General features: G+C 64.5%; 15 protein-coding genes. 11 read left to right on the top strand and 4 right to left on the bottom strand.

Annotated features, from left to right (window positions below; translation table 11 throughout):
• Positions 1–89: 89 nt before the first annotated feature.
• Entirely contained in the window at positions 90–989 is a 900-nt protein-coding gene (locus tag ACP7DD_RS01090) for a helix-turn-helix transcriptional regulator (RefSeq protein WP_426172835.1), read from the bottom strand.
• 160 nt (positions 990–1149) lie between these two features.
• Here ACP7DD_RS01090 and ACP7DD_RS01085 point away from each other — a divergent pair, with 160 nt between their 5' ends.
• From ACP7DD_RS01085 to ACP7DD_RS01035, 11 genes are all read left to right on the top strand, one after another.
• Positions 1150–1623 carry a DUF4863 family protein gene (locus tag ACP7DD_RS01085; RefSeq protein WP_426172834.1) on the top strand — a complete coding sequence of 158 codons (474 nt, stop codon included), beginning with the start codon at positions 1150–1152 and terminating at the stop codon, positions 1621–1623.
• Positions 1620–3191, top strand: coding sequence for a 3,4-dehydroadipyl-CoA semialdehyde dehydrogenase (locus ACP7DD_RS01080; protein ID WP_426172833.1), 1572 nt, complete (start codon positions 1620–1622; stop codon positions 3189–3191). Before ACP7DD_RS01085 ends, ACP7DD_RS01080 begins: the two co-directional genes overlap by 4 nt.
• Before the next feature lie 42 nt (positions 3192–3233).
• Complete coding sequence (locus tag ACP7DD_RS01075) at positions 3234–4787, top strand: benzoate-CoA ligase family protein (protein ID WP_426172832.1); 1554 nt, start codon at positions 3234–3236, stop codon at positions 4785–4787.
• On the top strand, positions 4787–5584 hold the full coding sequence (locus ACP7DD_RS01070) for an alpha/beta fold hydrolase (RefSeq protein WP_426172831.1): 798 nt from the start codon (positions 4787–4789) through the stop codon (positions 5582–5584). The genes ACP7DD_RS01075 and ACP7DD_RS01070 overlap by 1 nt, the downstream gene beginning before the upstream one ends.
• Positions 5585–5606: 22 nt before the next feature.
• Complete coding sequence (locus ACP7DD_RS01065) at positions 5607–6779, top strand: ABC transporter substrate-binding protein (RefSeq protein ID WP_426172830.1); 1173 nt, start codon at positions 5607–5609, stop codon at positions 6777–6779.
• A 93-nt stretch (positions 6780–6872) separates the two neighbouring features.
• Positions 6873–7745 (top strand): branched-chain amino acid ABC transporter permease, encoded by an 873-nt coding sequence (locus ACP7DD_RS01060; RefSeq protein ID WP_426172829.1) that lies wholly within the window; start codon positions 6873–6875, stop codon positions 7743–7745.
• Positions 7746–7748: 3 nt separating this feature from the next.
• Positions 7749–8783, top strand: a complete 1035-nt coding sequence (locus ACP7DD_RS01055; RefSeq protein ID WP_426172828.1) for a branched-chain amino acid ABC transporter permease — start codon at positions 7749–7751, stop codon at positions 8781–8783.
• Positions 8780–9565, top strand: a complete 786-nt coding sequence (locus ACP7DD_RS01050) for an ABC transporter ATP-binding protein (RefSeq protein ID WP_426172827.1) — start codon at positions 8780–8782, stop codon at positions 9563–9565. Before ACP7DD_RS01055 ends, ACP7DD_RS01050 begins: the two co-directional genes overlap by 4 nt.
• On the top strand, positions 9558–10259 hold the full coding sequence (locus tag ACP7DD_RS01045) for an ABC transporter ATP-binding protein (protein ID WP_426172826.1): 702 nt from the start codon (positions 9558–9560) through the stop codon (positions 10257–10259). The genes ACP7DD_RS01050 and ACP7DD_RS01045 overlap by 8 nt, the downstream gene beginning before the upstream one ends.
• Before the next feature lie 8 nt (positions 10260–10267).
• Positions 10268–11023 (top strand): methyl-accepting chemotaxis protein, encoded by a 756-nt coding sequence (locus ACP7DD_RS01040; RefSeq protein ID WP_426172825.1) that lies wholly within the window; start codon positions 10268–10270, stop codon positions 11021–11023.
• A 27-nt stretch (positions 11024–11050) separates the two neighbouring features.
• Positions 11051–13003, top strand: coding sequence for a sigma-54-dependent Fis family transcriptional regulator (locus tag ACP7DD_RS01035; protein ID WP_426172824.1), 1953 nt, complete (start codon positions 11051–11053; stop codon positions 13001–13003).
• Here the strand turns inward: ACP7DD_RS01035 and ACP7DD_RS01030 are convergent.
• From ACP7DD_RS01030 to ACP7DD_RS01020, 3 genes are all read right to left on the bottom strand, one after another.
• Positions 12990–13205 (bottom strand): hypothetical protein, encoded by a 216-nt coding sequence (locus ACP7DD_RS01030; RefSeq protein WP_426172823.1) that lies wholly within the window; start codon positions 13203–13205, stop codon positions 12990–12992. The two genes, ACP7DD_RS01035 and ACP7DD_RS01030, sit on opposite strands and share 14 nt — an antisense overlap.
• Positions 13160–13855 (bottom strand): transporter, encoded by a 696-nt coding sequence (locus ACP7DD_RS01025; protein WP_426172822.1) that lies wholly within the window; start codon positions 13853–13855, stop codon positions 13160–13162. Before ACP7DD_RS01025 ends, ACP7DD_RS01030 begins: the two co-directional genes overlap by 46 nt.
• Before the next feature lie 82 nt (positions 13856–13937).
• Positions 13938–15401 (bottom strand): benzaldehyde dehydrogenase, encoded by a 1464-nt coding sequence (locus ACP7DD_RS01020; protein ID WP_426172821.1) that lies wholly within the window; start codon positions 15399–15401, stop codon positions 13938–13940.
• Positions 15402–15404: the final 3 nt, after the last annotated feature.

The raw sequence follows: 15404 nt of genomic DNA, 5'->3' as shown, positions 1-15404 counted from the left end.
CAGAAACGTGCATTTGACCAGCGATGGCCACGACGAAGAGGCGAGGGAGATGGATGCGCGCGGCAGCGATCGCCGCCGCGCAGGGTTCACTAAAAGAAAGACTTGTCCTGCTTGAGGACCGAACTACGCAAATTGTCGAGCAGGCCGACGAAGCTTGCCTCCTGCGTCATTTCGGTGGTGTCGAACGTCTGGTCGGCTTTCGAGTAGAACTGGGCGCGGCTTTCGAGGATCTGCTTGAGATCTTCCATCGCTTCCTTGTTACCGGACATCGGACGGGTATCGCCCTGCGCCACCACGCGCCCCATATGCTCTTCCGGGGATGCTTTCAACCATACTGTATAGCAGTGCGACAGCAACAAGTTGAACGTTGCGGGGTCCGACACTACCCCGCCAGGCGTGGCGATCACGGCGCGCGGGAAGTTTCGGACCGTCTCTTCGAGGGCGCGGCGCTCGTAACGCCGGTAGGCATTCGGGCCATACAGCGCATGGATCTCGGCGATGCTGCAGCCGGCCATCGCCTCGATCTGGCGGCTCAATTCGATGAACGGCACCATCCAGTGATCGGCCAGCATCTGGCCGAGCGACGACTTGCCGGCGCCGCGCAAGCCGATCAGCGCGACGCGCTGGCGCCGCGCCGAATCGCTGGTCGGCGTCTCGAACATCCCGGCCAACGCGGTGCGCGCCTTGCTCAGCTCCTCGTCCGGCCGGCCGCGCAAAATCTCCCGGATCATCAGCCATTCCGGCGACGACGCGGTCTCGTCGCCGATCATCTCGGCCAACGTGCAATTGAGCACCTGGGCCAGCTGGCGCAAGAACATGATCGACGCGTTGCCGACGCCCGACTCGACGTTGGCGACATGGCGCTCCGACACATCGGCGAGCTGCGACAGCGCCTTGCGCGTCAGGCCGCGCCGCCCGCGCAGACTCTTGAGCCGCGCTCCCAATGCGATAAGGAAGGGATCCTTCTCTTGATCAACTAAATCTGCCATATGTTTTGGAAATCGCTCAATCGGATGAAATATATTATGAATCATGTTCTTGACTTAAGCAAGATATTGCATCTATACTCGATTCAAGATGCACTATAAGTAAGCGCCGGGGATATTCTACCTGCTGGCTGCCGTTTCCAACCCGCGTGGAGAACTTTAGATGGATGTCAATGCCTTTCAAACTCTGGTTGCCCGCGTCACCGGCGAAATTGCCGGCGCACCGCTCGACGCGTCGCTCGAGGCCCACCTGAACGCCGAACATGGTCCCGGCAGCGACACTTACGAGGCGCTCGCCGCCGCCTGCCGCACCGGCGTCAAGGAAGGATGGCTGTGCAACCGCGAAGGCGGCGGCATCCGCTATGGCCGCGCGCTGAAGGCAACCGACGCCACCCACGGTTTCAGCGTCGACGTCGTCGACATGGAAGACATCGCCGGCCCGCACCACGCCCACCCCAACGGCGAAATCGACCTGATCATTCCACTGACGCCCGCCGCCAGTTTCGACAACTACCCCGCCGGCTGGTGCGTCTACGAAGCGGGCAGCGCGCACCGGCCCACCGTCACCGCCGGGCGCGCGCTGGTGCTGTACCTGCTGCCGAACGGCGCCATCGACTTCGCCGCGGTGCCGGCATGATTCCCTACCTGAACAACTACCTCGGCGGCGCCTGGCAGGGCGCAACGTCCGCCACCACCACCTTGCTCGACCCGGTGACCGGCGCCGCGCTGGCACAGGTGGGTGGCCCCGCTGACGGCCTTGCCGCCGGCTTCGACTTTGCGCGCAGCCACGGCGCCCCCGCACTGCAGGCGATGAGCTACGGCCAGCGCGCCGCCATGCTCGGCGAAGTGGTCAAGGTACTGCAGGCAAACCGCGAAGCGTATTACGACATCTCGTTGGCCAACTCCGGCACCACCAAGGCCGACTCGGCCGTCGATATCGAGGGCGCCTGTTTCACGCTCGGCTACTACGCCAAGATTGGCGCCACCCTCGACAGCAGCAGCTTGCTGCTCGACGGCAGCCCGGCGATGCTGTCGAAAGACCAGTTGTTCCAGTCGCAGCACGTGCTGGCGCCGGTGCGCGGCCTGGCGCTGTTCATCAACGCCTTCAATTTCCCGGCCTGGGGTTTCTGGGAAAAGGCGGCGCCTGCCCTGCTCTCCGGCGTGCCCGTGGTGATCAAGCCGGCCACCGTAACCGCCTGGCTGACCCATCGCATGGTGGCCGACGTGCTCGCCTCCGGCTTGCTGCCAGCTGGTGCGCTGTCGATTGTCTGCGGCAGCTCGGCCGGCCTGATGGACGCCCTCGGCCCGTTCGACGTGCTCTCGTTCACCGGCTCGGCCGACACCGCGGCCTTGGTGCGCTCGCACCGCGCCGTGGCGCGTAATTCAGTGCGCGCCAATATCGAAGCGGACAGCCTGAACTGCTCGATCCTTGGCCCTGACGCCATACCGGGCAGCGCGGAATTCGACCTGTATGTCAATGAACTGGTGCGCGAGATGACCACCAAGAGCGGTCAGCGCTGCACCGCCGTGCGGCGTGCGCTGGTGCCGGCGGCCTGCTACGACGCGGTGGCCGAGGCGGTAAGCGCAAAGCTGGCGCAGGTCACGGTCGGCAATCCGCGCAACCTTGATGTCCGCATGGGCGCACTGGTGAGCCGCGAGCAGTTCGAGTCGGTCCAGTCGGGCCTGGCCACGTTGCGCGGTGAAGCGGAGCTGCTGCATTCAGGCGCCGGGCGCGAGCCGGTCGACGCCGATCCGGCGGTCGCCTGCTGCGTGGCGCCGACGCTGCTCGGCGTGCGCGAAGGCGAACAGGCGAAGCTGGTCAACGAACACGAGGTTTTCGGACCCGTCTCCACCCTGCTCGGTTACCGCGACGGCGCCCACGCGCTGGCGCTGGCGCACCGCGGCCACGGCTCTCTGGTGGCGTCGGTGTTCAGCGGCGACCATGCGTGGATGGCGCGGGCGGCCACCGAACTGGCCGGCTCGCACGGCCGGGTGCACCTGGTCAGCGCCGATGTCGGCAAGACCCACACCGGGCATGGCAACGTGATGCCGGCCTCTGTGCACGGCGGACCGGGCCGCGCCGGCGGCGGAGAAGAGCTGGGCGGCATGCGCGCCTTGGGCTTTTATCACCGGCGTACCGCGCTCCAGGCTTCCGCTGCGACGTTGCAGCACCTGCCGCAAAATGCCACCCGCTGGAACAGCTAGACCCAATAAGCCGCGCACGTACAAGCGGCACAAGGAGACAGAATGGAACATCCGACCCTGCAGGTGCCGGCGCGATTTAACTTTGCCCAATGCATCTTCGAACGTAACGCCACCCGGCCGGCAAAGACGGCCTACGTCGACGACACCGGCGAACTGAGTTACGCCGAACTGGAACGGCGCGCCCGCGCCTGCGCCGCCGGCCTGCTGGCCCTGGGCATTCATCCGGAAGAACGGGTATTGCTGGTGATGCAGGACAGTGTCGACCTGCCGATCGCATTTCTCGGCGCGCTGCTGGCCGGCGTGGTGCCGGTGCCGGTCAACACGCTGCTGCCGCCGGCCGACCATGCGTATATGCTGGCCGACAGCGGCGCCCGCGCCGTCATCGCCTCGGCTGCGCTGCTGCCCGGCGTGCTCGAAGCGATCTCGATCGCTGGCGTGGCCGTGCCCCTGGTGGCGGCCGGCAGCATCGACACCCTGCCCGCCGCGGTGCTCAGCTTCGACCAGCTGCTCAACGATGCGCCGCTGGCGACGGCGGCCGATACCGCGGCCGACCAATTCGCGTTCTGGCTGTATTCGTCAGGCTCGACCGGGCGCCCGAAAGGCACGGTGCACTCGCACGCGAATCTGTTCTGGACCGCGGAACTGTACGCCGCGGGCGTGCTCGGCATGCGCGAAGACGACACCGTTTTCTCGGTCGCCAAGCTGTTTTTCGCCTATGGCCTGGGCAACGCCCTCACTTTCCCGCTGTACGCCGGCGCCACCACCATCCTGATGGCCGAGCGGCCGACGCCACAGGCGGTGTGCGAGCGCCTGGTGCGCAACCAGCCGACTATTTTTTGCGGCGTGCCGACGCTGTACGTTGGCCTGCTGGCGTCGGAGTGCCTGCCGGCCAGGGCCGACTGCCGCCTGCGCATCTGTACGTCGGCCGGCGAGGCGCTACCGCGCAATATCGGCGAGCGCTTCCGGGACCACTTTGGCTGCGACATCCTCGATGGCCTGGGATCGACCGAGATGCTGCACATCTTCCTGTCAAATCAGCCGGCCGATATCCGCTACGGCGCCACCGGCAAGCCGGTGCCGGGCTACGAGGTGGAACTGCGCGGTGAAGACGGCACCCGGGTCGCTGCGGGCGAGATCGGCGACCTGTACATCCGCGGACCAAGTTCGGCGCTGATGTACTGGAACAACCGCGCCAAGAGCGAGGCCACCTTCCTCGGCGAATGGACCCGCAGCGGCGACAAGTACGTCGTCGACGCCGACGGCTACTACACCTATGCCGGCCGCGCCGACGACATGCTCAAGGTGAGCGGCCAGTACGTTTCGCCGATCGAGGTCGAAGCGGTGCTGATGACCCACGACGCGGTGCGCGAATGCGCGGTGGTCGGCATGCTCGATGCGCAGGGCCTGACTCGCACCACCGCGTATGTCGTCAGCGCCGGAATCGAAGGCAGTGCGGCGCTGGCGCAGGAGCTGCAGGCCTGGGTCAAGGCGCGCATGGCGCCGCACAAATATCCGCGCGAAGTGATCTTCCTCGCCGAGCTGCCAAAAACGGCCACCGGCAAGATCCAGCGCTTCCGGCTGCGGAGCCCGTCCTGATGAGCGCAACTGTACAAATCGACTGGCAGGGCGCCCCGCTCGATATCGAATACGCATGGGTCGGCGCCGATGTGTCGGCGCACCCGATAGTGGTTTTTCTCCACGAGGGCCTCGGATCGCTGGCCATGTGGAAGGACTTCCCGCGCCAGTTTTGCGCAGCGCACGGATTGCGCGGACTGGTGTTCTCCCGTTACGGCTACGGGAATTCGACTGCGCGCCCGGCCGATGAGCGCTGGGGTCAGGACTTCATGCATCGCCAGGCCTTTGAAGTGCTGCCGGCGTTGTTCGCCGCGCTCGGCATCGAACGGCCCTGGCTGTTCGGCCACAGCGACGGCGGCTCGATCGCATTGCTCCATGCGGCGCACTATCCGCACCAGGTCGGCGGCGTGGTCGCCGTGGCGCCCCACCTTTTCGTCGAGCAGGTGACGATCACCAACATCGCCGCTGCCCGCGCAGCGTACCTCGAAGACGGCCTGCGCGCCCGGCTGGCGCAACACCACGCCGATGTCGATTCCGCCTTTTGGGGCTGGAACGACATCTGGCTCGATCCCGCCTTCCGCGACTGGAATATCGAGCGCGAGCTGGACGACATTGGCTGCCCGCTGCTGGCGATCCAGGGCGAGGACGACGAATACGGCACCCTCGAACAAGTGCACGCCATCGGCCGCATCGTGCCCGGCGCGCAGGTGGCGGTGCTGGCCCATTGCGGTCACTCGCCGCACCGCGATCAGCCAGCAGAGCTGAGCCGGATAGCAGGAAACTTCATCACCAGCCACACCCGTAACACCAGCCAGTAAAAAAACCACATTGGAGACAACCATGAGCACGCCGTTCCGTAATCCCCGCCTCACCGCCGTCGCCATCGCGGCCATGCTGTTCGCCGGTCAGGCCGCCGCCCAGACCGCGCCGGTCAAGGTCGGCCTGATGCTGCCGGCCACCGGCACTTTCGCCAATCTGGGCACCATGATCGAGAACGGCTTCAAGCTGTACGTGGCCGAACAGGGCGGCAAGCTGGAAGGGCGCGAGATCGCCTATTCGAAGGTCGACGACGAGTCGGATCCTTCGAAGGCCACCGACAACATCAACAAACTGATCAAGCGCGACCAGGTCGACGTCGTGGTGGGCACCGTGCACTCCGGCGTGGCACTGGCGATGGCCAAGGTGGCCAAGGAAACCGGCACCTTGCTGATCGTGCCGAACGGTGGCGCCAACGCCATCACCGGCACGATGTGCGCGAAGAACATCTTTCGCAGCTCGTTTTCGAGCTGGCAGTCGGGCTATGCGATGGGCCAGGTAGCGGCGCAGCGCGGCCACAAGAAAATTGCGACCATCACCTGGAACTATGCCTTCGGCAACGAATCGGTGGCGGCGTTCACCGAAGGGTTCGAAAAAGCCGGCGGCAAGGTCTCGCAGAGCCTGAACCTGCCGTTCCCGAACGTCGAGTTCCAGGCCCTGCTGACCCAGATCGCGGCCGACAAGCCCGATGCGGTGTACGCATTCTTTGCCGGCGGCGGCGCCGTCAAGTTTGTCAAGGACTATGCCGCCGCGGGGCTGAACAAGACCATGCCGCTGTACGGCCCCGGCTTCCTGACCGACGGCACGCTGGAAGCCCAGGGACCGGCGGCGCAAGGCATGCTGACCACGCTGCACTACGCCGATAACCTGAACACCCCGCGCGACAATGCGTTCCGCCTCAGTTTCGCCAAATCGTACAAGCTCAACGCGGACGTGTACGCGGTGCAGGGCTATGATGCGGCCCAGATGCTGCACGCCGGCCTGAAGGCGGCCGGCGGCGACATCGCCAAGCAGGACAAGGTCATTGCCGGCATGGCGAGCGCGATGATCGACAGCCCGCGGGGGAAGTTCCGCATGTCGCCATCGCACAACCCGGTCCAGGACGTCTACCTGCGCCAGGTAAAGGGCAACAACAATGAGTTCAAGGGTGTCGCCATGAAAGCGCTGGCCGACCCGGCGCGCGGGTGCCGGATGTAAGACGCTGCCGCGACCTGTTCCCGGGCGCCGGCCACAAGCGGCCGCGCCTGCTTCCGACTCCGCGCTCCGCCCTCCCCGCCTTCTGGAACCATCATGGAATTCTCGACGTTTCTCGCGCAATGCCTCAATGCCGTGCAGTACGGGCTGCTGCTGTTCCTGGTTGCCAGCGGCCTCACCCTCATCTTCGGCATCATGGGCGTCATCAACCTGGCGCACGGCAGCTTCTACATGATCGGCGCCTACATGGCCTGGTCGCTCGCGCCCCTGTTCGGCGACCAGTTCCTGCTGCAGCTGCTCGCTGGTGTCGTACTGGCCGCGATACTCGGCTTCGTGCTCGAATGGGTCTTTTTCAGCTACCTGTACCAGCGTGACCACCTGCAGCAGGTCCTGATGACGTACGCGCTGATCCTGGTGTTCGAGGAAGTGCGCGCCCTTCTGGCCGGCAATGAAGTGCACGGCGTCACGGCCCCGCCGTGGCTGTCCGGCAGTGTCGCGCTTGGCGACCTGATGACCTACCCCGTCTACAACCTGTTCGCCTCGGGTGCCTGCCTGCTCGTCGCCGTCGGCCTTTACTGGGTGGTCAACCGCACCCGGCTCGGCATGATGATCCGCGCCGGCGCCAGCAACCGCGACATGGTGCGCGGCCTCGGCATCAATATCGGCCTGCTGTACCGGATCGTGTTCGCCGCCGGTGTCGCGCTGGCGGCGCTGGCCGGCATGATCGCCGCCCCGATGACGTCGGTCTACCCCGGCATGGGCGGCCAGGTGCTGATCATCTGCTTCGTGGTGGTGGTCATCGGCGGCATCGGATCGATTTCCGGCGCCCTGATCGCCTCGCTGCTGGTGGGCTTCGTCGACACCTTCGGCAAGGTGCTGTTCGCGCAGGTGAGCGGACTGAGTATTTACGTGTTGATGGCGCTGATCCTGATCTGGCGTCCGCAGGGCCTGAAAAGCAAAGGTTATTAAGTCATGAACATTTCAACGCTGAACCCGGCCCGCACGGCGGCGCCCCGCGCACCGGCGCTGGGTGCCTGGTGGCCGCTGCTGGTGGTGGCGGTACTGGCGGCGCTGCCACTGGTGCTGTCGCCCTATTTGCAGGAACTGGTGCTGAAGATCGCCATCTACGCCATTTTCGCGCTGAGCCTGGAACTGCTGGTCGGCTGGACCGGCCTGATCAGCCTTGGGCACGCCGCCTTCTACGGCATCGGCGCATACATTACCGTGCTGGCGTCGCCTGAATACGACCCCGGTTCGCTCGCCGTGTTGCTGGCGCTGGCGATGCTGGCCGCCGGCGCCTATGCGCTGGTGGTCGGTGCGCTCAGCCTGCGCACCAAGGGGGTCTACTTCATCATGGTCACGCTGGCCTTCGCCCAGATGGCATATTTCGTTTTCCACGACACCAAGATCGGCGGCGGCAGCGACGGCATCTTCCTTGCCGTGCGCCCTTTGCTGAAGACCGGTAGCCAGGTGCTGGTCGACCTTGAAAAGCCGCTGCACATGTACTGGCTGGTGATTGCCTGCCTTGCCGGCTGCTACGCCCTGCTGGTGCTGATCCAGCGTTCACGCTTCGGCCACGCGCTGGCCGGCATCCGCGCCAACGAACAGCGCATGCGCGCCACCGGCTACAACACCTACGCCTACAAGCTGGCGGCATTCGTCATCGCCGCCATGCTGGCCGGCGCGGCCGGCTTCCTGACGGCGAGCCGCAACGGCGCCGTCAACCCTGAGCTGTTGTCGTGGCACGAGTCGGGCGCCGTTTTGCTGATGATCATCCTTGGCGGCCTTGGCAGCCTGCGCGGCGCGGTACTGGGCGCAGTGGCCTTCATCCTGCTCAAGGAGCTGTACTCGTCCGAAGCAATCCTCGGTCCGGCGGCCAAGCACTGGCAACTGACGCTGGGACTGACGATGATCCTGTTCGTCGCCTTCATGCCCAACGGGTTGATCGGCACGGTCGCCCAGTGGAAGGCGCGCCGCCGCGCGCATGTCGAAGGAGACGTTTCATGAGCGCCAGGCCGAATGCCACCCCGCTGCTGGAGGCCGCGTCGCTAAGCCGGCGCTTCGGCGGCCTGGCCGCTGTCGACGAGGTGTCGGTGGCGCTGCACCTGGGCGAAGTACACGCCGTGATCGGCACCAATGGCGCCGGAAAATCGACCCTCATCAACATGTTGTCGGGCGAGATGCCTCCCTCCGATGGCGAGATCCGACTGCGCGGCACGCCCATCACCGGCTGGAGCCAGGCACGCCGCGCACGCGAGGGAATCGGGCGCAGCTACCAGCGCACCACCATTTTTACCACGTTCACACTGCTCGAAAACTGCCGCCTGGCCGCCCAGGCGGCGGTGCAGAAACCGTGGACGCTGTGGCAGGCGGCCAGCACCTGCCGCGCAAGTGTCGAACGCGCCTGGGAGTCCCTCGAAACGGCCGGGTTGGCCGAATCGGCGCATCGCATTGCCGGCGCCATCAGCCATGGCCAGCAGCGACAGCTGGAAATCGCCATGTGCCTGGCGACCGCGCCGGCCGTGCTGCTGCTCGACGAGCCACTCGCGGGCATGGGCGCCGAGGAAACCGAACGGATGCTGGCAATGCTCGAACGGCTGAAAGCGAACCACGCAATTCTGCTCGTCGAGCACGACATGGACGCGGTGTTTCGTGTCGCCGACCGCATCACCGTGATGGTGAACGGCCGCGTGATCGCCACCGACACGCCCGACAACATCCGTACCAGCCCCGAGGTCAGGCTTGCCTACCTGGGCGAATCGCACGACCAGAAAGCACATCATGCTTGAGATCCGATCTCTCCACACTTACTACGGCGACAGCCATATCCTGCACGGCATCGATCTCGACATCGCGCACGGCAAGGCGGTCGGCCTACTCGGGCGCAACGGCATGGGCAAGACCACGCTGATCCGGTCGCTGATGGGGTTCGTGCCGGCGGCGTCCGGCACGCTGGCCTGGCGCGGCCAGGACTGCACTGGCGCCAGCCCCGAGCGCATGGCGCGCCGCGGCATCGGCTACGTGCCTGAAGGCCGCGGCATCTTCCCCAACCTTTCAGTGCGCGAAAACCTGATGATGAGCGCGCGGCGCGGTCCGCAAGGGCGCGACGACTGGGACTTCGAGCGCGTAATGGCCACCTTTCCCCGGCTGGCCGAGCGGCTCGACCACGGCGGCCAGCAGCTGTCCGGCGGCGAGCAGCAGATGCTGGCGATCGGCCGCGCGCTGATGACAAACCCCGACCTGCTGATCCTCGATGAAGCGACCGAAGGCCTGGCGCCGCTGATCGTGCAGGAGATCTGGCGCGTCATCAGGCTGATCGGGGAGACCGGCATCAGCACCCTGATTGTCGACCGCAACTACCACGCGGTGCTGTCGCATACCGACATGGCGATCGTGCTGGAAAAAGGCAAAGTCGTCGAAGCCGGCTCCTCGGCCGCACTGCTGGCGGCGCCGGACAAACTGGCGCGCTATCTCGGCGTCTAGGAGATTGGATGAAATCCTTAAGCAAAGCGCTGTCACTGTTCAGCCACCGGAAAGAAACACACGCGTGTGCGGAGGAATCTATTGCGCCACCGGCCTTGATCGATGCAGATGCCGACATGACGGCCCCGATCGATACCGGACTGTGCGAAGCGCATGTGAATCAATTGCTCGGCTCAATCCGCCAGGCCATTAACGACATGGCACGGGCCGGTGCTGTGGCCAAGACCTCGGGCGAAAGCGTCGTCCGTGGCACCGACGCTGTGCAACAAACTGCCACGTCGATCAGTATTGTCGCCCAATATCTTGAACGTTCTTTCCAGACCAATCATGCATTATCCAGGCAATCGGCGATGATCAGCGAACTGGTCGAAACGATTCAAAGCATCGCCAATCAGACCAACCTGCTCGCGTTGAACGCCGCCATCGAAGCGGCCCGCGCCGGGGCCGCCGGACGCGGGTTTGCGGTCGTCGCCGCCGAAGTTCGGCACCTGGCCGAACGATCGCGCGTCTCGGGCAAAGAGATTGGCGTGATTGCGGACCAGCTCAAACAGTCGTCGCACAATGCCATTGCCGAGGCCGAGACTACGCTGACCAACGCGCACGAGGGCGCCCGTCGCGCCGAACTGGCGCTGCTGGCGATGGAAGAAATCGTCGCGGGCGCAAAACAGCGCGTTCTGATCGTACGGCAGGTCGGCGCGGCCCTCGATCAGCAGCTGGTGATCGGCGAACGCCTGAGTAGCGACATCGCTCGACTCTCGTCCTGATTGCCGGGCCTGGAAAAGGGGTACAAAGTGGACATTACGACAAATCCTGTCAGCGTGGAGCAGGCCCGCAAACTGTTTTTTTCAGACGGTACGACGCCGAAAGGCTTGGTGCAGGATGCCGTCTGGCGATCATGGCAGCGCTGCGCAGAGCGTGGTCGCGATGCGAACGAAGCCATCGAATTTAACCACGTACAGCGCAGCGACGTCATTGAAGCAGTTGAGCGAAACCGTCAACTGATCGTCGCCGCTGAACCGGCGATGATCCGCCTGGCCGGCGCCATCAGCGGTGCTGGCTACGGCATTCTCCTGACTGACCGGGCTGGTTGTTGCGTTGCCGTCAACGGGCCGATCGACAGTTGCGGGAAGATGCTTCGCCAGGCTCTGCGTCCGGGTGTGGATCTGTCTGAGGCGGCAGTCGCCACCAACGCCATGGCCACGGCGATGGCGGAAGGCCGTCCCATTGGTATTCTCGGCCCTGAGCACTTTTTCTCGCAGAACCAGTCATTTCAATGCGTCGCGGCGCCGATCTACGCTCCCGACGGGGTCCTGGCCGGTTCGATCGACATCACGCGTGACACGGCCGCACCGCAATTCGGCGCATTGTCGCTGATACGCGACTGCGCCGCCGCGATCGAGACTGCGCTATTCCTGCAAACGCCAGCGCATATTTCAGTGGCGTTAAGCTGGAGCATGGACGCATCGGCCTGGTTTGCGCCTGCGATCCTGGCCTTCGGCGCGGACGGCGAGGTAAATGCAGCCAGCCGCTCCGCGCATGGGTTTTTTGGCCGCGGTACGCAGCTGGCGCACATGCGCTTTCAGGACCTGTTTCATGGCGTGTACGAACGGTTCATCGATGACGCGATCGCGGCGCCCCATTACTTTCCGCTGACGCTGCAATCGGGCCTGCGCGTATTCGCGCGCACGCTGATGGTTCAGCGCAAGCAGGTATCGGCTGCACGCGCGGCAAAGCCGGACGGTATCGGCAAGCGAACTCCGCTGGCACAATTTGGCGATGCCGGTATTCACGCAGCGCTGGAAAAGGCCACGCGCGCGCTGGGGGCCCGCTTGCCAATCCTGCTGCAGGGTGAAACGGGTACTGGCAAAGAAGTTGCCGCGCGCGCGTTGCATGCCCTCAGTACCGGCGGCGGCGGCAATTTCGTGGCAATCAACTGCGGTGCGATTCCGAGGGACCTGATTGAAGGAGAGTTGTTCGGCTATGCGGACGGCGCCTACACCGGGGCGCGCCGAGGCGGCGCCCGCGGCAAGATCGAGGAAGCGCACGGCGGCACCTTATTTCTCGACGAAATAGGCGATATGCCCTATGACATGCAAACACGACTTTTGCGCGTGCTCGAGAGCCGGGAGGTGACCCGACTCGGCGAGAGCTCACCCCGGAAACTCGACTTCCAGCTCATCAGCGCTACCCACCAGGACTTGGACGACATGGTGCGGAAGAATACGTTCAGGAGCGATCTGTACTTTCGACTGCATGGTCTGCGCTTGTGTATTCCGCCCCTTCGCCAGAGAACAGACCTGTCAGCGCTCATTGACGTGCTGCTGCGTAATGAAGGCATCGTCGACGAGCGATGCGGGTGGGATCTTCGTGCGGCGCTAGTCGCGTACGACTGGCCCGGCAACACCCGCGAGCTGCGTCACGCCTTGCGCTTTGCAAAGGCAATGGCCAGCGCAGACGAACCCATTGCGCTCGAACACCTCCCCGACGCGGTGCGTTTGGCAAAACGGCTCCCCACTTCCCTTCCAAGCGAATCAGGGGACGAGCAGAAGGGTCGGCAACCCACATCCCTGAAGGCGCTTGAAATAGAAGTCGTGCACCGCGCACTAGCTCAATGTAACGGTAACATCACGTTGGCAGCGCATCAACTAGGCATAAGCCGTTCGACCTTGCATCGGCGGCTAAGCGGCCGGCGACCTGACTTTCTTCCAGCCCAGGCCGCCAGCCACACAACTACAACACGCTGACCAGCCTGAAGTTCGCCCGGTTCGACTCGCGCGCGCCATTTTCCGTCTTCGACGCCTTGCCGGCTTGCAGCTGCAACTGCATAGTGGAGGTGACGAACGAGGCGATGCCTATCTGCCAGCGGCCGTTGTTCATGCGGTCGTTTTGCGCGGCGTCGTTCAGCCGGCTTTCGCCACCGAAGTCGTGATAGTACGACAGGGCCACGGAGGTCGCCGGCGAAACGACGTAGCGCAGGTGCGATGGATCCCGTAGCTGGCGTCCTGCTGCTTCCTGAGTCCGAGGAAATTACTGTTTTCGCCGTAAGTCGCATACTCTGCGATGGCATCGAGCATGAAGTTTTTCCCCAGCGCCGTTACGTAGGCGGATTGAAAAATGCCCTTCCAGCGATTTTCCCCGACGTTGACCGGTCCCCGGGCAGCGTCGTAACTGCCGGCCGGCACCGAGACGAAGGCGGAGATCCCCCACCATTGCTTCTGCTCCTGGCGATTGAGCAGCCACGCCGTTCCGCTGACCAGGGGATCGCCGACACCGCTTGCTGAGACTGGCGTCAAGGGCCCGAACGGCGAGCGCAGGTTGACCTTGCCGAATGGGACGATGATTTGCGGGTCGACGACAAAGTCGCCTACTTTCATGAAGTGCACGAAGCGCGCCAGGCCAATATCGGTGACCAGTTTGAACGGCCCCTGGGTTCTGGCGCCGCCCGAGTAATACGCGTTTCGTTCGGCATGTTGATAGTAGATGATCGCCAGGTTGAGACCCGGCGGTAAAGCGGCGTAGTCACCGGGATCCGTGGCGATTTCGGCAGCGCTTGCGCCGGAACCAGCTGCGATCAGGCCGGCCAGCGCGAATGCCATACGAAGCCTGGCAGCCGATGAAGTGCGTTTGTGCGTGCAGTGCATGAATCGTGTCTCCTGATTTTTATGTTATGGGTAATGGCTAGAACGGATACAAGATCGGCTGGTCCATGACGCTTAGCCACTGACTCTGCGTGAACTCATGGACATTGGCGGGACCGCCGAAGCGGCCGCCATTGCTGGACGATCCCATGCCGCCGAAAGGCACATGGAACTCGCTATTGACGGTCTGGTCGTTGATATGAACCATGCCGGTTTTGAGTCGCTGAGAAATGGCGATGCCGCGCGACACCGAGCGAGTATGAATTGCAGCGCACAGGCCGTACGCCGACCGGTTGACCAGTTCGACCGCTTCGTCGTCGTCATCGAAAACCGTCACCGGCGCCACCGGACCAAACAGCTCCTCCTTGAATGCGGCCATATCGGGCGTGACATCGACCAGCACGGTCGGCCGATAGAACAGATCGTGGTGGCTGGCCCCGGTCAGCGCCCTGGCGCCGGCCCGCAGCGATTCTTCGACGATGCCGTGCACACGGTCACACTGCTTGCGGTTGATCAGCGGCCCCAGGTGCACCTGGCTGATATGCGGATCGCCGACGTGCAGTTTTTCCGCGCGCGCCGCCAGTTTCTCGGCATACTGCGCTGCGACCGAGCGGTGCACCAGGTGGCGCCCGGTTTGCATGCAAATTTGCCCTTGGTGCAGGAACGAGCCCCAGGCGCCACTGGAACTGGCGGCATCGACGTCGGCGTCATCGAGCACGATGATGGCGTTGTTGCCCCCGAGCTCGAGCGCGACCTTCTTCAACATGTATCCGCACGTCTGGCCGATCATGCGGCCGACGGCGGTCGAGCCGGTGAACGAGATCATGCCGACGTCCGGATGCTTGACCAGCGCGTCGCCCGTCGCCGGCCCGCCAGGGATCACATGCAGCACGCCAGCGGGCAGGCCGGCATCCTCGAAGGCCTTGGCGATCAGCAGGCCGCCGCAGACCGCGCTTTGCTGATCCGGCTTGAGGATCACCGCATTGCCAAGAGCAAGCGCCGGCGCAACCGAACGCATGGCCAGCAACAGAGGGAAGTTCCACGGTGAGATTACGCCGATCACGCCGATCGGCACCTGGCGCCATAGGTTGCGGCGACCAGGCATTGCCGACGGAAAGGAAAGACCGTCCGGCTGCATCGGCAAGGCAGCTGCCATCAGCATCTGCTCGCAAGTCGCACCCAGTTCCCACTCCGCCTTGGCGGGGATCGAACCGCACTCGCGGATATTCCACAAGTTGAACTCCGCCGCCCGCTGCTGAACCAGAAAGGCGGCATCGCGCATGATCTTGGCGCGGCGGTCGAACGGGACCGCCGCCCATGCGGGCTGCGCCTCAGTGGCGATTTGCGCGGCGCGATTGACATCCTCGGCGCTGCCGATGCCCACCTGCGCCAGCACCTGCTGCGTCGCCGGTTCGACCACGGGCGCGGTCCCGCCCCCGGACACTCCCCATCCACCTGAGAATACCTTGCCGTCCCATTCATTGAAGTCGTTCGATGCATTCATTGT

Origin of the sequence: Massilia sp. TWR1-2-2, assembly GCF_049897565.1 — a bacterium.
Taxonomy (GTDB): domain Bacteria; phylum Pseudomonadota; class Gammaproteobacteria; order Burkholderiales; family Burkholderiaceae_D; genus JAFCUW01.
The sequence above is the reverse complement of the archived record's forward strand: the minus strand, read 5'-3'. Positions and strand labels throughout refer to the sequence as shown.